General features: G+C 59.9%; 14 protein-coding genes and 1 pseudogene. 5 read left to right on the forward strand and 10 right to left on the reverse strand.

What is annotated here, in order from left to right; genetic code table 11:
- Window positions 1-11 precede the first annotated feature (11 nt).
- Entirely contained in the window at window positions 12-524 is a 513-nt protein-coding gene (locus tag AC5J09_RS02875; RefSeq protein WP_100673453.1) for an A24 family peptidase, read from the reverse strand.
- 260 nt (window positions 525-784) lie between these two features.
- On the opposite strand from AC5J09_RS02875, the gene AC5J09_RS02880 reads away from it, so the two are divergent.
- Together AC5J09_RS02880 and AC5J09_RS02885 are read left to right on the forward strand one after the other, a co-directional pair.
- Complete coding sequence (locus AC5J09_RS02880) at window positions 785-2,080, forward strand: pilus assembly protein TadG-related protein (protein ID WP_494296834.1); 1,296 nt, start codon at window positions 785-787, stop codon at window positions 2,078-2,080.
- An 87-nt stretch (window positions 2,081-2,167) separates the two neighbouring features.
- Complete coding sequence (locus AC5J09_RS02885) at window positions 2,168-2,680, forward strand: pilus assembly protein N-terminal domain-containing protein (protein ID WP_494296835.1); 513 nt, start codon at window positions 2,168-2,170, stop codon at window positions 2,678-2,680.
- 38 nt (window positions 2,681-2,718) lie between these two features.
- On the opposite strand, the gene AC5J09_RS02890 is transcribed toward AC5J09_RS02885, so the two are convergent.
- The 4 genes and pseudogenes from AC5J09_RS02890 to AC5J09_RS02905 all read right to left on the reverse strand — a co-directional run bounded on the left by AC5J09_RS02890 (window position 2,719) and on the right by AC5J09_RS02905 (window position 7,195).
- Window positions 2,719-4,002 carry a mechanosensitive ion channel family protein gene (locus AC5J09_RS02890; RefSeq protein ID WP_494296836.1) on the reverse strand — a complete coding sequence of 428 codons (1,284 nt, stop codon included), beginning with the start codon at window positions 4,000-4,002 and terminating at the stop codon, window positions 2,719-2,721.
- 98 nt (window positions 4,003-4,100) lie between these two features.
- On the reverse strand, window positions 4,101-5,864 hold the full coding sequence (locus AC5J09_RS02895; protein ID WP_338279770.1) for a tetratricopeptide repeat protein: 1,764 nt from the start codon (window positions 5,862-5,864) through the stop codon (window positions 4,101-4,103).
- 116 nt (window positions 5,865-5,980) lie between these two features.
- On the reverse strand, window positions 5,981-6,283 hold the full coding sequence (locus tag AC5J09_RS02900) for a hypothetical protein (RefSeq protein ID WP_338279772.1): 303 nt from the start codon (window positions 6,281-6,283) through the stop codon (window positions 5,981-5,983).
- Window positions 6,284-6,753: 470 nt separating this feature from the next.
- Window positions 6,754-7,195, reverse strand: a pseudogene (locus AC5J09_RS02905) (transposase).
- Window positions 7,196-7,500: 305 nt separating this feature from the next.
- On the opposite strand from AC5J09_RS02905, the gene eglC reads away from it, so the two are divergent.
- Complete coding sequence (eglC, locus tag AC5J09_RS02910) at window positions 7,501-8,898, forward strand: endo-1,3-1,4-beta-glycanase EglC (RefSeq protein WP_494296837.1); 1,398 nt, start codon at window positions 7,501-7,503, stop codon at window positions 8,896-8,898.
- A 288-nt stretch (window positions 8,899-9,186) separates the two neighbouring features.
- Window positions 9,187-9,396, forward strand: a complete 210-nt coding sequence (locus AC5J09_RS02915; protein WP_100673572.1) for a hypothetical protein — start codon at window positions 9,187-9,189, stop codon at window positions 9,394-9,396.
- Window positions 9,397-9,737: 341 nt separating this feature from the next.
- Here the strand turns inward: AC5J09_RS02915 and AC5J09_RS02920 are convergent, their stop codons facing one another.
- The 5 genes from AC5J09_RS02920 to AC5J09_RS02940 are packed head-to-tail and all read right to left on the reverse strand — an operon-like array spanning window position 9,738 to window position 14,719.
- Window positions 9,738-10,808: a DUF2218 domain-containing protein gene (locus tag AC5J09_RS02920; RefSeq protein ID WP_494296838.1), complete on the reverse strand. Its 1,071-nt coding sequence runs from the start codon at window positions 10,806-10,808 to the stop codon at window positions 9,738-9,740.
- Entirely contained in the window at window positions 10,805-11,647 is an 843-nt protein-coding gene (locus tag AC5J09_RS02925; protein ID WP_494296839.1) for an ABC transporter ATP-binding protein, read from the reverse strand. Before AC5J09_RS02925 ends, AC5J09_RS02920 begins: the two co-directional genes overlap by 4 nt.
- Complete coding sequence (locus tag AC5J09_RS02930) at window positions 11,644-12,684, reverse strand: FecCD family ABC transporter permease (protein WP_494296840.1); 1,041 nt, start codon at window positions 12,682-12,684, stop codon at window positions 11,644-11,646. Before AC5J09_RS02930 ends, AC5J09_RS02925 begins: the two co-directional genes overlap by 4 nt.
- A complete protein-coding gene (locus tag AC5J09_RS02935; protein ID WP_494296841.1) occupies window positions 12,681-13,727 on the reverse strand; it encodes a FecCD family ABC transporter permease in 1,047 nt (348 codons plus the stop codon). Before AC5J09_RS02935 ends, AC5J09_RS02930 begins: the two co-directional genes overlap by 4 nt.
- Window positions 13,724-14,719, reverse strand: coding sequence for an iron-siderophore ABC transporter substrate-binding protein (locus AC5J09_RS02940; RefSeq protein WP_494296842.1), 996 nt, complete (start codon window positions 14,717-14,719; stop codon window positions 13,724-13,726). Before AC5J09_RS02940 ends, AC5J09_RS02935 begins: the two co-directional genes overlap by 4 nt.
- Window positions 14,720-15,030: 311 nt before the next feature.
- Here AC5J09_RS02940 and AC5J09_RS02945 point away from each other — a divergent pair, with 311 nt between their 5' ends.
- Window positions 15,031-17,169 carry a TonB-dependent siderophore receptor gene (locus AC5J09_RS02945; RefSeq protein WP_494296843.1) on the forward strand — a complete coding sequence of 713 codons (2,139 nt, stop codon included), beginning with the start codon at window positions 15,031-15,033 and terminating at the stop codon, window positions 17,167-17,169.
- Window positions 17,170-17,177 lie beyond the last annotated feature (8 nt).

Raw genomic sequence — 17,177 nt, forward strand, 5'->3', positions numbered from 1 at the left:
GGCGCGGTCGATCAAAGAAGGGCGGAGCACCAGTGGCTTTCCGGCAGCAGCAAAAGGGCAGCCGGCGCCATTGCCGCGCCATAGGGAATGCCCGTCTCGCGGTCGAGAAGACGCTTCGCCCAGGCATTTTTCTTCAGGACGAGCGGCAGAGGCACTCGTCGAAGCTGAAGAAGCCCAACCGTCAGGGCCGCGCCGATCACCGACGTGTAGAGGATGAAGGGGAGCGCAAGGTCGGCGCCGAGCCAGAGCACGGCGACAGGCAGGAGTTTCGCGTCACCGCCGCCGATCCAGCCGGCAGCAAAGAGGACGAAAGTGCAAGCGAGCACGGCGGAGGCAACAAGAACGCTCGACGTAACCGTCGCGAGGTCCAGGCCTGCAGCGGGCGCAAGAAGGGCGAAGGCGATCACCAGGGAGACCACCAGGCGGTTGGATATGGTCATCGTCACCACATCCCTGATGCCGGCGTAAGTCATCGCTCCGGCAAAGACAAAAAAAGCGAGCCAGGCTGCGGATGTCGAGATCATCTTCGATGCCTCATGCACAAGGGCCGACGGGCCGGTTGGAATGTCCGGAATGTGCCTATTAAGCCAAGGAATATCCATTCGACCTGATGGACTAGGAACGCCAGGCAAGGGCTGCGATCCGGACTAGGCCGACTGGCCGAATCGCCGGCAGGCGGCGGGCGGGATATATCGTCCCACTGGAAAGCCCTGATGCATTTCTTCAAGGATATGCAGCGGTTTCGAGTAGCGGCACGCAAAGGCTTCGGCTTCGGGAAACGTGGATGAGCAAGAGAATTGACGCGATCGATGAAGCGAGCCGTTCGCCTCGGCGGCCAGGGGTCGCGCCGCGATTTCTGAAGGCGGAGCACGGCACCGTCGCGGTCATCGCTGCGGTGGCTTTTCCGGTCCTCGTCGGGGCGATGGGATTGGGGGCCGAAACGGGCTATTGGTATCTGGAAAAGCGCAAGCTGCAGCACGCTGCGGACGTATCGGCCTATGCCGCAGCCGTGCGCCATCGTGCAGGTGATCAACAATCCGCACTCGAGGCCGCCGCGCGCAGGATCGCAGGCGGCTCGGGTTTTTCGCCGGGCGGCCTCACCGTGTCCACGGCCCCGGGCTCTGCCGGCGGATCGAACAAGGTGACGGTCGAGTTGACCGAGACCCATCCCCGCTTGTTTTCTTCCGTGTTCGGTGCGGGAACCATTACGATGAAGGCACGTGCAGTCGCTCAGGTCACGGGCGGCTCGAAAGCCTGCGTGCTTGCCCTGTCGAACTCCGCATCGGGCGCGGTAACCGTAACCGGCTCGACGGATGTTCGATTGTCCGGCTGCAGCGTGGTCTCTAATTCAACTGCGGCCGACGCCTTTCTGATGAAGAACGGCAGCGCGCTCATGTCGACCGATTGCGTGTATACGGTCGGCGAAGCCGTAACCACGACAGGCCTCACGCTCACCGGCTGCAGCAAACCCGTCCAGCAGGTTCCACCGACGCCGGATCCCTTTGCATCCGTCGTCGAGCCGGACAAACTGCACATTCAGCAGCTTCCCTGCCGAGATCTGACCTATGTCTCGAACTCCACCTATGCCTTCGACCGGCTTGCAAGCGGGATCGAGGCAATCCGTTTCTGCGGGGGAGTCGACATCAAGGGAACGATCACGCTGAAGCCTGGCCTCTATATCATAGACGGCGGCGAACTGACGATAACGGCCGGGGCAAAACTCACCGGCGACGGCGTCACCTTTTTCTTCGTCAATTCGGCGGCCGCCAATCTGCTCGGCAACGGTGACATCGATCTGTCCGCTCCGACCACCGGACCTTTTGCCGGCCTGCTGTTTTTCTCAAGCCGCAAAAGTGTCGGCGTAGTCCATCAGATAACAGGCAATTCCGAGTCGACGCTGGTTGGAAACCTCTACGCGCCGACGGGCCAAATCGACTTCACCGGAAACTCGAGCGTTTCGGGAGGATGTACGCAGATCATTGCCGATCAGGTAACCTTCACGGGAAATTCGACGATGGAGACCTGCGCCTCGCCGACGAAGGAGATCCTGGTCGGTCGAACGGTATCGCTCATCGAGTGAACGAGCGGCCACTTCTTTGTAGCCGGCTGGAACGCAAGGGGACGTCCAGCCGTTGACTCCCACTGTCATCAAAGCAGGAGTTTTCCCATGTACAGGCGCTCAACAGGGGCCGTCTTGGTGCTGGCAATGTCAGCTCTGGTTAGGCCCGCCGCAGCGGACGAGTCAAAAACGGCGATCGTTCCCGTTCAGCAGCGAAGCATGGGAGCCGAAGGGGTGGAGCGGCTTGTCGTTGACTTTGCCAAGACCGTTGCGCTTCCTCGGCCTGCAAGCACAGTCATCATCGGCAATACAGGAATAGCGCAGGCAAGCCTCAGCGACGACAGAACCGTGATCCTCACCGGCAAGACACCCGGCTCCACGAACCTGATCGTGATCGACGGCGAGGGTGCCGAAGTGGCCAACCTCATTCTGGATGTCGTCGCGGGAAGCGGTCGTCTGGTGACGGTTCACCAGGGCGTGCGGCGGGCAACCTTTACATGCGGAAGGCGCTGCGACCCGGTCCTGCTCGTCGGAGACGACGCCGACCACTTCAACGCCACGGCCTCGCAAATTGCCGCGCGCAACGGCTTTTCCGCCCCTTCCCCGGACAATCAGCAGTGACGGCATCCTGGAGCGCCTGTCCGCCGATCAGGCCTAATCTATGCTCGCGGTGGCCGCTGAATCTCCACCGGCGTCTTGACGATGATTTCCCGATGGGGAAAGGGGATGGATATCCCCGCCTCTTTGAAGGCATCCCATAGTGCCATCAGAACTTGGCCGCGCACATTCGTCAGACCGTTGGCCGGATCCGAGATCCAGAAGCGGAGGCGGAAATCCAGCGACGAGGCACCAAAGGCGGTCATCCAGCAGACCGGCGCCTTGTAGGCATTGACGACGCGGGGAACGCTCGATGCCGTGCCGATGGCGATCCGTACCACCTCATGCGGATCGCTGTCGTAGGACGTGCCGAAATCGACATCGATCCGGACGTAGTCGCTGGAAAACGACCAGTTCACCACCTGCTGCGAGATGAAGTCCTCATTGGGGATGAGGTATTCCTTCCCGTCGCGGGTAATCACCGACACGAAACGCGCACGGAGGTCGCGGATGGACCCGAACGTGTCTCCAAGCGTGATGGTGTCGCCGGGCTTGATCGACTTGTCGAGCAGGATGATGATCCCGGAAATGAAATTGGACACGACCTTCTGCAGTCCGAAGCCGACGCCGACACCGACAGCACCCGAAAACACCGTCAACGCCGTGAGATCGATACCCGTCGCGGACAAGGCGACTGCACCGGCCATCATGATCAGAACGATCTTGATGACCTTGCTGATCAGCACTTTAAACGATGGCGAAAGGTCGCCGGAACGCTGAACCCAATGGGCAAGCACATTGCCGACGAGCACTGCGACCCAGATAAGGGCGACTGTCAGAACAACCGCCTTCAGAATGATCAGCAGTGAAAGACGCATCACGCCCAGATTGACGGCGGCAGCATCGAGCGCCGCCAGGACAGGGCCGTCAAGGCCGGTGGCATATACGGCGAGGTATCCCCAGCTTACGATCGCCACCAGGCGCGACAAGGTCGGGTTGCGGATGATTTTGGTCAGGACGGAAATTATGAACCAGGCGGCCGCGAGGGATAGCGCCGTAGAGACCAGCCATCGCTGCGACGGCCAGGTCCCCTGTTTGAGAATGACGTTCGCAAGCCACAGCCACAGGGTCAGAAAAAGCCATTTCAGGCGGCGCATGAAGGCGATGATAACGCGCAGCAGGTCCGGATTGCCCTTGATGCGCCGAGCCCTCGTTTCCATCGCCGGCTCGGATCTGGATGCGACGAAGGAGGCGAAAACGTAACCGGCGGCGATAATCCCAAGCTGGTAGAATGTCCATTCGCTGAGGACGAATGTCCTGAACCAGATTTCAAGCGGTCGAACCATCAGCATGAAATCCACGGCGGCGCCCTTTGAACTAGATCTGCAACCCCCTGTTCCCAAATGTTAGCAGGAAAACCGTTACACACTTTCCCGGAAGTGCTCTAGATGGAAACTCCCGCCTCGCGGAGTCCCTCCACCATCCGGTCCATCAGATGGGGATCTTGGTAGGGTAAAGATCGCCTCAGGTGATCGACGGAAAAGCTCGGATTGACCCCCAATACTTCCCGCCAATAGCCCCGCGCTTCTTCGTGCCGCCCGGTACGACCATAGAGGCAGGCAAGATAGAAGCGCGTCATGTCCGATCGGGGCGCAAGCATCAGCCGACGTTTGAAGGCTACCTCGGCCTCGTCAAAACGCCCGAGATTCAACAAGGCCCTCCCTTGGAAATGCAGTGACAGGTCGAATTGCGGATCCAACCGGTGGGCTCGTGTGTACAGCGTCAAGGCCTCTTCGTGCCGGCCCTGGAAATCCCGTATGGTGCCGAGTGCCGTATAGGCGTTGGCGGAATTGGGGTCGAGTTCGATCGCTCGCTCTGCAGCGTGCTCCGCCTCGTCCAGACGCCGCATCCAGGAAAGGGCAAGCGCGAGTGTGTAATGGCCTTGCGGCTCGGTATCGTCGGTATCGATGGCCTTTTGGGCCAGTTCGCGCGCCTGTGTGAGATTGTCAGGCGTCGCGCCGTTCCACTGATTGATGAAGTCGGTCAAGGCAATGATCGAAAGCGAAGCATGGGCAGCCGCCATCCCTGGATCGATCTCGAGGACGCGGTGCAGCATGCCGCGGGCCTCCATGGACGACAGCGCGCTGAACTGCAGGATCGCCTGACGAGAGCGGACGAGCAGGTCATAGGCCTGCGGGTCGACCTTGCCGCGGCTCTCGCGTCGCTCCTCTTCGCCGGCCGTCAGCTTCACGCGCAGCGCGTTGACGATTGTGCGCGTCACCTCGTCCTGTACGGCGAAGATATCTTCAAGCCCGCGATCATAGCGCTCGGCCCACAAATGGCCGCCGGTCGTACCGTCGATCATCTGGGCGTTGATGCGGATGCGATCGGCTGCCCTGCGTACGCTGCCTTCCAAGACGTAGCGTACACCGAGTTCCCGGCTCACCTTGCGGATGTCCGGCGTCTTGCCTTTGTAGGCGAAAGAGGAATTCCGGGCGATTACGAAAAGGCCGGAAACCTTCGAGAGATCGGTGATGATGTCTTCGGTGATGCCATCGGCGAAATAACCTTGTTCCGGGTCGCCGGACATATTGTCGAATGGAAGGACGGCAATGGACGGCTTCGCCGGAAGCTGCGGGGGCGGTTCGGCAGCAATTTCATGGGGCTCGCTCGTGCGATCGTTAGGCGACCATGTCCAGATGTGCACCGGCCGCTCGATGTTCTTGACTTCATGATAACCGCTGTCGACGAAGTCGATGTCGGTGCGACCATGCACATATTCATGAATTCCATCAGAAATCGCCACGCCGCCGGGATCGGCAAGCGCTTCGATACGGGCAGCTACATTGACGCCGTCGCCGAAAAGATCGCTGTCCTCAACCATGATGTCGCCGAGGTTGACACCGACGCGCAGTACGATGGCCCGGTCTTCCGGCAGGTCTCTGTTGGCAGCCGCCATCGCCTGTTGAAGTGCTGCAGCGCATTCGACGGCGTTAACCGCACTGCCGAATTCGACGAGCACGCCGTCGCCAGTCCTCTTGAAGACACGGCCCTGGTGAATGCCGACGAGCGGCTCCAGCACCTCTTTCCACCGAGCCATAAGCAATGTGTGCGTGCTTTTTTCGTCCCGCTCCATGAGCCGGCTGTAACCGACCGCGTCAGCGGCCAGAATGGCTGCAAGCCGACGTCTGATGGGTTCCTTGGCCATAGGCAATGGCGCCTTCCTAGTGCCCGCGGATCAAAAATACTGCCGTCGATTCGGCGGCTCGCGCATTGATGCGCTCTCGTGTCAAACATGCAGAACCACTTCGCGAGGAGCAGAACTCAAACTTGCTCCAAAAGTGCCCGTGCGAGCTCTTCCCATTCTTTATCGACCGTCAAGGTCGACGGTGCGGTACCGCATCGGCGATACCAATATTCGGCGTTCGATTGATCACCTTCCTTGCGATGGAGATAGGCATGCACACGCATGCCCGCGCTATCCTCGTGCTCCTGCGCGCTTTCGTGCGCCTTGTCCCAATCGCCCTTTCCATCCCACCACAGCGCCTGCAGCGCATGGCTTAGACCGGCGGGCGGCTGTGGCTTGGCAAGCGAATCTCGGAAAACCTGCAAATCCAAATCGTCCATCCTCGTGAAACCGAACTCCGATAATACGCTCGCCCGGGCCCGAGCGGTAGCGTGCATCGGGCGATAGTCGGATTACGCCTACCTTGCCGGGAAGGATCGAAATCGGGCGCCGGCATGCAATCCCGCTATCGCGCATCAAACGCGCAAGCATCTTCTTGAGGAGCAAGTTCTGTGCATGAAGCTGTTCCGCCAGCAGCCTCCTGAGCCGCTCGTTGTCTGCGTCAAGGGCAGCGAGCTCATCGAGGGAGATCCACGCCGTTCGGCGCCGCGGCATTCCTGACGGCGCATCAATACAGTCCTTTCCGCGCGCTTCAACTCCTCCACGTGCGAGGCGGCTCTATGCCTCACGCGCCAACTCGCTTTCCTTTCGCGAAGTGACGGCAGGAAACGGCAGCGCAAAATTTTGCCGGCATTGATGCGAAAACGAGAGCGAATTCAGGTTTATGGCGAGCCGCGCGTTCCGGTGGTGATTAATCCAGCCCAAGCCTTGCGCAGTTCGGCATTTTCCGCTCGCAACTTTTCCGCCAGAAGCTTGCGGAGCCTCTGGTTTTCTTCTTCGAGCCGAACAAGATCCGCCAGCTCTTCGCCGGCGGGAAGAGGCTTCTCTGCCCTGTGCTCAACCGCTTAACGGTCCGCTTCCACAGAGAGTAGGTTTGCTCCGAAATGCCGGCACTCTTGATAGCGTTTTTGAGTGTACCATTGCCTTCGGCGACTTGCGCCTCTATCAGCTTGAGCTTCTCCTTTCTCTCTTGTTTGCTATACCTCCTCGGTTTAGCGGCCGGCGCCTCTGATACAGCTCGCCCCGATTCGGCAGCCCCTTCCGGCGCCGTGGCGACCTCTTCTTCTTAGCCGCTGATCGACGTCCGGCGCTACGGGCGCAGCAATTGACCCGGTGTTATTCTCGTCAGCCATCAGCAATACCCTCCTTGGTCTTCACTTGTTTCCTTCTGAGTGCACCACAGAGTCAACACAACCACCAAATACCCGCTTTACAGATAGGTGATGGACCCCCGTACTTGCGAGCCATGGTGCCTGCGGCGCAGTCGTACCCGTCGGCCACTGCACCGCGCACCAGTTGCGAATGTGGGTTGTTGCAATGCTCACCGCACCTCCATCTTGTTCGGTTAAGGCGGGAGGTGTGTGCGACAAGTCACAGTACGGGATGCTAGGGGTGGCCCCGCGGGCGGGGGTCAAGCCACTAAACAGGAGACTTCTCGATGAGCAGAACTGTCACGAATGCCCCAGGCGAGCCGCTGTCCTATAGCGGTAGTTCTACGGCATGGTTTTCCGCCAGCGCGTCGGGACCGGTGCTCTACGGAACGGCCGGCAACGATTCGATGTGGGCTGACAGTTCCACCGATGTCACTATGATCGGGGGCACAGGCGACGATATCTACTATCTTTATTCGGGGGCCAACCGAGCCTCTGAGGCGCCCGGCGCCGGCCTCGATACCATCAAGACCTGGATGAGCTATTCCCTGCCGGAGAATTTCGAAAACCTGACGGTCACCGGCGCTGAAGGTTTTGGCTTCGGCAATAGTGCCGACAACATCATCAGCGGTGGCTCAGGCAGCCAGACGATCGATGGTGGCACCGGCAACGACATCCTCATCGGGGCGGGTGGTGCAGACACTTTCGCTTTCAAAAGGGGCAACGGTAGCGACCTGATCAGCGACTTCGGCGCCGACGATATGGTGAGGCTCGAAGGTTATGGTTTCACGTCATTCGACCACATTCTTGGCAACGTTGCCCAGGAAGGCGGGGATCTCAGGCTCAGCCTCGCCGATGGCGAGAGTCTCGTCTTTGCAAATACGACCGCCGATCAGCTGCAGGCGAGCCAGTTCAGCCTGGCGCTGGACCGATCCGTTCTGACGCAGACCTTCTCCGACGACTTCAACACGCTTCAGCTCAACGACGGCACCAGCGGTGTCTGGGACCCGAAGTACTGGTGGGCACCCGAAAAGGGCGCGACCCTCACCGGTAACGACGAGCTGCAATGGTACGTCAATCCGACCTATCAGCCGACCGCCTCGGCCAATCCATTCTCCGTGACGGACGGCGTTCTGACGATCACCGCCAAGCCGGCCTCGCAGGCGATCCAAGCCGAAACCAACTGGTATGATTATACCTCCGGCATGCTGACGACCTACTCGTCATTTGCTCAGACTTACGGCTACTTCGAGATGCGCGCCGACATGCCCGATGATCAGGGGGCGTGGCCGGCATTCTGGCTGCTGCCGGCCGACGGCACCTGGCCGCCGGAACTGGATGTGGTCGAAATGTACGGCCAGGATCCAAATACGGTCATCGCCACCGTGCATTCCAGTGAGACCGGTTCGCAGACCAGCATCGCAAGCGCAGCCAGGGTTACCGATACAAGTGGTTTTCACAAATATGGTGTGCTTTGGACGGAAGAGGAGATCGTCTGGTACTTCGACGATACCGCAATCGCACGCGCCGACACCCCCTCGGACATGCACGATCCGATGTACATGGTTGTCAATCTTGCGGTTGGCGGGATGGCTGGCCCACCGGACGACGGGCTCGTGGATGGCGCCGAAATGAAGATCGATCATGTCAAGGCCTATTCGCTCGACGCCGACTGGCACATCTGAGCAAGGAAAGCAGATCTGAGCCAGGAAAGAAGTTACCAAGGAGACCGGCAGCGCAAGCATCTGCCGGTCAGAATGGATCGGCAGAACCCGTTTTCGCTAAACTGTTCCCTTTGGAACTGCGGGGTTCCCAGTGACGGTCATAAATTAGAGCTTGGAACCCGAAACTTGCAGAAACGGCTCGTGCACCAAAAGGAAGGCGCACATGGCTTGAATGGGTTCATAGGGCCCATCAATACGGTCATTGCCGCTATCCGCGTGTGCTTAATTTCACCGCGGGAGGGGATTATCATGGAGCCGGTAACGCTTGTACTGACGGTGTGCCTTTTGTCGGCACCCGAAAAGTGCCGTGAGGAGCGCCTGGAGCTCGAGATCCAAGACTCGTTGACGCAATGTATGTTCCGTTCCGTCATGTATGTCAGCAACTGGTCTGGACAGCATCCAGGCCTGAGCGTCAGAAAATGGCGTTGCGAGCTACCCGTTGCCAGCCGAGATGCCTGAATGCGTTCCGTCACGCTTGGCGCAGATGGATTGCAGGCCAGGTTGAATCCGCTGGACCTGCCTAGCATTGCGGGCCCGGACCAGCCTCAGAGTGTCCATCGCTTTGAGCGGATGCGAACCGCCCGCCCACCAATAGCTTTCACTGTCGAGAGTGTCCCAGCGCCAGCGATTTTGCGGCTCCTGCATCCATTGAGGACCACGACGCCGACACGTGAGACCTTCGCACTTCTACGCCGGGCATCGGCGAACACGCCGTCGATCAGCAGCTGTAGCGTCGGAGAACACATTACAGATCGGCTGCGGCACTCCAGGCCCCACGTGGCAAGCTTCCCGTCAATATATTATGCGATTTTCACATCTCTTTCCCAGTACCAAGCGACATACATCTTCCTGCGATCATGTTGCCGCGCTTTGAGGAAGGTCCTGATGGCTCGTATGTCTCTTCGTTCGCACGCAACCCAAACAAACGTTTCGGCATCGACGGCTTCTATCGCTGCTTTCGCCTCGGACACGAGAACGTCGGCAGCATCTTCCGGGTAGCTCCGCCTGTGCAACCAACGCACGTCGAGCACGCCATCGGTCGGAAGCGGTTGCTCTTCCGCCTTGTCCTCAACCTCGATGATGGCACGTATATGCGTTTCAGCGGGAGCCTCGGCCGCGATCCGTGCTATGGCTGGTAGGGCGCTCTCGTCGCCGATCAGCAAAATGGAGCGCTCCGCTGGCAGACCGCCTGCGCCTGGCCCCAGCAGGGCGGCCACGTCTCCGGGCTGCGCGTCGCGCGCAAAGTCTGCACCCGGAGTCGGTACGCCAGGAGCGGGATGCTGCAAGAAATCGATCCACAATTCGCCCCGATCCAAATCGACGGCACGGATGGTATAGACACGAACCAGAAGCGTGTTCTCGCCTTCCGGCCACGCTATGCGGCCGTCTTCCCGCGAGCCGGGCCATACCGGCGGTTTGCCCTTCGGCGGCACCAGCAGGCGGACATGCATGTCGCCGCCCACAAAAGGCGTCACATCGGCGCAGGAAAATATCACGCGACGCATATGCGGAGTGACATCGTGCGCCGAGACGACGGTCACCTCATGAAGGTTCGGCAGCACCGACAGGGACATCGATTCCGACCAGGTCAATTCGAACGGTTGGTCTTCGGCGAAATAGAAAAGATGTTCCGCCAGGATCGTGCGGCTCATGTGCAGCATTTCACGCGTCGGGCAGTCGAGCTCGATCGACAGGCCCGCGTTTGCAATGCCGATGCGAGCGACGCCGAGCTCGCTCCGCAGCACCGCCAGGTCGTCTATCCGTTCGACCTCGGCATGTTCGACAAAATGCTCGCAGATCTCGTCGAGCATGTCGGCAGCGCTGCCGCAGACCGCTACGCCGGACAGTTTGAATGAATGAATTGCGTTCATGCGCGACTCTCCTTTTGTGGTGCATCGCTCGTGTCGTCGATGACGGCCATCCGGTGTCGCCCGATCGGCAGCATGATCGGCCGGCCCGAGGTGGGATCGCTGATGACGCGACTGTCGAGGCCGAAAACATGCCGCACGGTCTCTTCGGTGAGCACCCCTTCCGGAGTGCCCGAAATGTGCACGCGCCCACCGGCAATCGCCACGAGATGGTCGGCATAGCGGGCAGCAAGGTTGAGATCGTGCAGCACCATGACCACCGTCGTTCCACGCGTGCTGTTTAGATCGGTCAGCAGATCGAGCACCTCGATCTGATGGTTGATGTCGAGAAAGGTCGTCGGCTCGTCGAGCAGCAGGATCTCGGTCTGCTGCGCGAGTGCCATGGCGATCCAGACCCGCTGCCTTTGGCCGCCGGAGAGCTCGTCGATCGGCCGTTCGGCAAGGTCGAACGTCTTTGTCGCCTCAAGCGCGCGGTCGACCGCCTCGTCGTCTTGTCGCGTCCAGCGGGAAAACAGGCTTTGATGCGGATGCCGTCCCCTGCTGACGAGGTCGGCCACGGTAATGCCTTCCGGCGCGATCGGCGATTGCGGCAGCAGACCCAGCGTCCGGGCGAGATCTCGCGACGGTGTCCGGTGGATGGACTTGCCGTCGAGGAGAACTTGTCCCTTGCTGGGCGCGATCAGCCGCGAGAGCGTGCGAAGAAACGTGGACTTGCCACAGGCATTTGCGCCGACGATCACCGTGATTTTACCCGGGGGAATGGTGAGGTCGAGCGCATGCAGGATTTCTGTATTGTCGTAGCCGGCCGTCAATCCGCTGGCGACGAGCAGATGATCGGTCATAAAGCCCCCCCGATCCGATTGATGCGAACGATGAGATAGATCAGGTAGGGTGCGCCAAGCGCCCCGGTTATGACGCCCACAGGGTAGCGGCTCGGCAGAAGGTGCTGCCCGACATAATCGGCGGCAAGCACGAGAAGGGCGCCCGTCAGTGCAGACGGGATCAGCACCGAGCCGGCGTTTCGCACGATCCGGCCGGCGATCGGGCCTGACAGGAAAGCGACGAAGGCGATCGGCCCCGTTGCCGCGGTCGCCGACGCGATCAATCCGACCGCGGCGACAATCACCAGCATCCTTGTATGCGAGACCCTTGTTCCAAGAGCGGCCGCCGTATCGTCGCCCAGCCGCAATGTCTCGAGATCGCGACTGCGAACGAGCAGTAGCGCCCCGAAGAACAGGAGGGCGAGCAGAAGCGGCAGCGCCTGGCCAAGCTGAGCGCCGTTGACGCTGCCGGTCAGCCAACGCATCGCTTCCTGCAAACTCCATGCAGGCGCCGATTGAAGGATATAGGCGATGACACTTTGCAGCATGGCGGAAACGCCAATGCCGACAAGGATCAGCCTGGTGCCGGCGACCCCATTGCGAAAGGATAGGCCATAGACGAGCAGCGCCACGGCAAGTCCTGCTACGACAGCGATAACCGAAACCATCGGCCCGTCCATGGACAGGACTACAATGGCGAAAACGGCAGCCGCCCCAGCGCCAGAGGTAATCCCGATGATATCGGGACTGGCGAGCGGATTGCGCAACATGACCTGAAACGCCACGCCGCCCAGTCCATAGCATATTCCTGCAAGGATCGACAGCACGGCGCGCGGCAATCTCAGTTGCCCCACCGTAAAGGATGCGCCCGAAACCGGTTCACCGAGGAGCACGCGCAGAACATCGCTCGGCGGCGTGACGGATTGCCCAACCGACAAGGTGACGGCGAAGACCATTGCGACCAGGGTCAGCAACACCGCGAGAATGACAGCGTGCCTGCGCGCGCTTTTTCTACGGTGTGCGATCACGACGCCAAGGGTGGATGAGGGAGCTGTCACAGGTCCCTCACGCGCTGGCGCCGGACGATCCAGATGAAGAATGGCGCACCGATCAGGGCGGTGACGATGCCGACGTCGATCTCTGCAGGGCGCGCGACGATGCGCCCGACAATGTCCGCCGCGAGCAGGAGGCACGCACCTGCCAGCGTCGAAAAAGGCAGCAGCCACCGATAGTCCACGCCAATCAACAGGCGGCAGAGATGCGGCACGACCAGCCCGAGAAAGCCGATCGGCCCGCATATGGCCGTCGTCGCACCGCAGAGAAGGATGGCGCCGAAGGAAGCAACGGACCGCGCGGTTGCGACGCTCTCGCCGAGCCCGGTCGCAAGCTCGTCACCGAGTGCAAGAGAGTTGAGTTTTCTGGCCGACAGCAGGCTGATCACGAACCCAACAAGCAGAAACGGCACCAAGGGAAGGATGCGCTCGTAAGTCGCGCCGCCAACACCACCGATCTGCCAGGAATGAATACCGCCTGCGATATCACCACGCGGCAGCACGACGGCAGTGACCATGGACGCAAATGCGACGGACGTTGCCGCGCCTGCCAGCGCCAGTTTCAAAGGGGTCGCGCCGCCCCTGCCCAGCGAACCTATGGCATAGACGAAGATCGCGGCGCATCCGGCACCCAGGATGGCCACCCAGATATACGCGTACAGCGACGACATCCCGAACCAGGCGACGCCGATGACAACTGCGAGGGATGCCCCCATATTGACGCCGAGAATGCCGGGGTCTGCAAGCGGATTGCGGGTCACGCCCTGCATGACGGCTCCGGCCAGCCCCAGAGCGCCCCCCGCAAGCAGGGCCAGCAACGTCCGCGGAATGCGCAAGGCGACCGATGCGCGACCGATATTATCCTGCGCGCCGCCGAGTGCCGCGACGACATCGCCCCACCCGACATAGCGTGTGCCGACCGTAACAGAGGCGACAAGCAAGACCACCAGAAGCGCGAAAAGCGCTGCCAGCCAAAGACTTCGCATCCGGCTGGAACGGGACACGGGCGACCAACGCCCGTCCGATGTCTTGATGATCCCGGCGGTCATTTTGACTTCTTGACTGCCTCGCTGAGCAGCTTCACGTAGTCCTTCAGGACCCATCTGATGGACAGTGGCGTGGGATTGGCGGCATTGCCGACCGCGTTGTTGCCGAGCATGACGATCGATTCCCGTGCAACGGCAGGCATATGCTGCATCAGCGCGTTGGCTTTCAAGGCATCGAAAAGCATCCCGTCGCCGTAAGTAACGAGAATATCGACATCGTCGAAAGCATCGATCTGCTCGGCGCTGACGGAGCCTGAGAACTTTCCGGCTTGTGAAGCCTGCACCACGCTTTTCGGCGATCTGAGCCCGAGATCGGCGAAAAACCTGACTCGCGTATCGTTGGTCGTGTAGAAATTGACGACGCTGAGGTCCCATGAGCTGAGATGAGTAATGAACATTGCCGATTTGCCCTTGAGCTCGGGATATCCTTCAAGCGTCAGGGCAATCTCAGCTTCGATGCCGGCTATCAGCGCTTCCCCTTCCGCAGCCATCCCGAGCCCCGCGCTGTTCATCTTGATCGTCTCGCGCCAGTCGGTGGACCAGGGAGCCTGCGGATAGGCGATGACAGGTGCAATCTCGCTCAACGTGTCGTAGTCCGCCTGACTGAGGCCCGAATAGGCCGCAAGGATCACGTCCGGTCGCGTGGCGGCGACCGCCTCGAAATCGATGCCATCCCCCTCGTCGAAAAGCACCGGCTTTTCAGCCTCGAGTTCACCGAGACGTGCGGCCACCCACGGCAGAATGCCATCATTGTCATCATCGCCGAAGTTGGCGCGCGCCATTCCAACCGGAACGATGCCCAGAGCCAGCGGCACCTCATGGTTCGCCCAGGCGACGGTTGCGACACGCTCCGGCTTCTTTGCGATGATGGTGCTGCCGAAGGCATGCTCGATGGTGATGGGATACGCAGCACTCTCGGCAGCGAACGCACTGTCGTGCCTGCCTGTCCAAAGAAGGGCTATGACTGCCAGTACAGCGAAACGGAACAGCCTCATCGCCACACTCCATCCAAGGTTTTAAGTTGACCCCCAGTCTCAGCTTAATTAAGCGGCGTCAACGGCAAAGCCGCCGATATCCAGAAAGTGCGCGCAGATTTCCGGAGGATCGTACAAATCCGGGGAAACATACAATACTGGACAATACTGCTCCAGTTAATAGCGGCTCGTGGGAGAACGGCTTCACGCCGGGGCCGGTTGAGCGCAGCTTTCCTGTGTAGCGGACGGCCGGACGCGATGCAGTTCGGAGACCTCAAAGGGCGTTGGTATTGGGGCCCGCTTTCAGCATTTACGTCAATTGGAACATGAACATGGACATCGATCAGACCGGCCGCTGGCCAACGAGGGTACCGTTTCGTTCACGAAACGCATTTCTGTTGGGCTGCACAGCACTTTTTGCTTTAACGCCTGTCCTCTCGTTCGCACAGGACGCAGGCACTGAAGGCGACGCAACGGTGCTGGAGACTATTGTGGCGCACGGCACCGGTGGCGGAAGCGTTCTCAATACGGAGGACGATTCAAAGTCGATCGTCGCCACCGAAACGACCGGCGCCGGCAAGATGCCGACCGATGTCCTGGTAGCCCCTGCCTCGGTATCCGTCATCACCTCCAAAGAAATCGAGGAACGCGCCGCCGACACCATCGAGCAAGTCGTACAATATACGGCGGGGGTCGTGACCGACTTTTATGGTTCGGACGACCGTTACGACTACTTCGATATTCGCGGCTTCACTCCGTATACGTATCGCGACGGTTTGGCGATCGGCAGGACCTTTGCAGGCGTCCGGGAAGAGCCCTATGCCTTCGAGCGCATCGAGGTGTTGAAGGGCGCCAGCTCCTCAAGCTTTGGAGCGGCGGAACCCGGCGGATCGATAAACTATGTCACGAAAACGCCGAAGAGCGATCGTTTCGGTGAAGTCTATGGCACGGGCGGCTCGTTCTCGCATAAGGAACTCGGCTTTGATTTCGGTGACAACCTTACAGCGGACGACACCCTGTCCTACCGTTTAACCGGCAAAGCTCAGCGCTCGGACGCGGAATACGATTATTCTCAGGATGACGAGAACTTCGTCTTGGGCGGCCTGACGTGGCGCCCCACCGACGCGACAAATCTGACATTTGTCTTTGATCATCTCGACAGGGACGGAGTTCCCGGGAGCGGTGGCCACCCACTCGGGACCGATTTCGACAGGGATCAATTTTTTGGGGAGCCGGACTATTACTTTTCCGAGACGAACCGCAATAGCTACAGCGTTCTTTTCGACCACGATTTCGGCAACGGCCTGAGTGTCAGCTCCAACGCCCGCTACAGCAAGCTGAACGACGGGTTCGGCAGTGCCTATATCGGCAGCACGCCAACCGATGGCTCGACCGTGGCGGGTCGCTATTTCTTCGGAAACGAGAAATCGACTGAACAATTCGTCATCGATGCTCACCTGATTTACGAAGCAAGTCTCGACAATGTGGAAAGCCGCACGCTCTTAGGTGCCGACTACAATAAATACGAATCGGACAGTGCCAACTTTTACACGCCTGCACCTTCGATCGATTGGGAAAACCCGATCTATTCAGGTGGGCCCGGCGCGATGGCGCCTTATGCCAGCACGAACAACGACCAGCAGACCAACGCGATTTATCTGCAGCAGGATCTGACGTTTTTCGACAAGCTCACCGTGAGTGTCGGCTTGCGCAATGACTGGCTCGATCTTACCGAGACGAACCTCCTTGCGGGTACCACAAGGGCTGGCAACCACAGTGAATTTACGACGCGAATCGGCGCGAGCTACAAGATAACCGAGGAACTGGCGCCCTACATCAGCTACGCCGAGTCGGCCGCGCCGCCTGCCGCAGGTAGCGATCCCACGACGGGAAAGCAGTATGAAGTCGGGATCAAATATCGTCCGGATGCCTTTCCGGCCTTGTTCACCGCTTCCGTCTACGACCTGACGAAAGGCAACATTACGGTTTTTGACCAGGTCACCTATCTGCCGCAAACCGTCGAAAGGGTCAGACATCGTGGTTTCGAACTCGAAGCCAAGGCGGAGGTAACGAACAATATCAGCGTGATTGCCGCCTACAGCTACATCGATTCAAAGATTGAAGAACCTGGCGGTGCTAATGATGGCAACCGCCTCATGCGTGTCCCCAAGAATATTGCTTCGGTGTGGGGCACTTACACGCTGGAGGGCGACGGCGCGCGGGGCGACATGATGTTCGGGCTCGGAGCTCGCTACGCGGACGCCTATTACACGGACATCACCAACAGCTCATCGTCGGAAAGTGCAGTCGTCTTCGATGCAGCCTTTACTTACAAGGTTCAGGAAAACACCACGTTCCAGCTGAACGTCAACAATTTATTCGACGAAAAACACGTGGCGAGCAAGGACTCCGGGGCGGTCTACTACAATCCGGGACGCAGCATTCTCGCGACGCTGCGCCAGACCTGGTAAGGGCAAGT

It is taken from the genome of Sinorhizobium sp. (genome assembly GCF_059070375.1).

What these genes read in the sequence shown, in the direction of transcription:
- AC5J09_RS02875 (WP_100673453.1), bottom strand. Translation starts at nt 524, where the DNA reads ATGATCTCGACATCCGCAGCCTGGCTCGCTTTTTTTGTCTTTGCCGGA.
- AC5J09_RS02880 (WP_494296834.1), top strand. Translation starts at nt 785, where the DNA reads ATGAGCAAGAGAATTGACGCGATCGATGAAGCGAGCCGTTCGCCTCGG.
- AC5J09_RS02885 (WP_494296835.1), top strand. Translation starts at nt 2,168, where the DNA reads ATGTACAGGCGCTCAACAGGGGCCGTCTTGGTGCTGGCAATGTCAGCT.
- AC5J09_RS02890 (WP_494296836.1), bottom strand. Translation starts at nt 4,002, where the DNA reads ATGGTTCGACCGCTTGAAATCTGGTTCAGGACATTCGTCCTCAGCGAA.
- AC5J09_RS02895 (WP_338279770.1), bottom strand. Translation starts at nt 5,864, where the DNA reads ATGGCCAAGGAACCCATCAGACGTCGGCTTGCAGCCATTCTGGCCGCT.
- AC5J09_RS02900 (WP_338279772.1), bottom strand. Translation starts at nt 6,283, where the DNA reads ATGGACGATTTGGATTTGCAGGTTTTCCGAGATTCGCTTGCCAAGCCA.
- eglC (WP_494296837.1), top strand. Translation starts at nt 7,501, where the DNA reads ATGAGCAGAACTGTCACGAATGCCCCAGGCGAGCCGCTGTCCTATAGC.
- AC5J09_RS02915 (WP_100673572.1), top strand. Translation starts at nt 9,187, where the DNA reads ATGGAGCCGGTAACGCTTGTACTGACGGTGTGCCTTTTGTCGGCACCC.
- AC5J09_RS02920 (WP_494296838.1), bottom strand. Translation starts at nt 10,808, where the DNA reads ATGAACGCAATTCATTCATTCAAACTGTCCGGCGTAGCGGTCTGCGGC.
- AC5J09_RS02925 (WP_494296839.1), bottom strand. Translation starts at nt 11,647, where the DNA reads ATGACCGATCATCTGCTCGTCGCCAGCGGATTGACGGCCGGCTACGAC.
- AC5J09_RS02935 (WP_494296841.1), bottom strand. Translation starts at nt 13,727, where the DNA reads ATGACCGCCGGGATCATCAAGACATCGGACGGGCGTTGGTCGCCCGTG.
- AC5J09_RS02940 (WP_494296842.1), bottom strand. Translation starts at nt 14,719, where the DNA reads ATGAGGCTGTTCCGTTTCGCTGTACTGGCAGTCATAGCCCTTCTTTGG.
- AC5J09_RS02945 (WP_494296843.1), top strand. Translation starts at nt 15,031, where the DNA reads ATGGACATCGATCAGACCGGCCGCTGGCCAACGAGGGTACCGTTTCGT.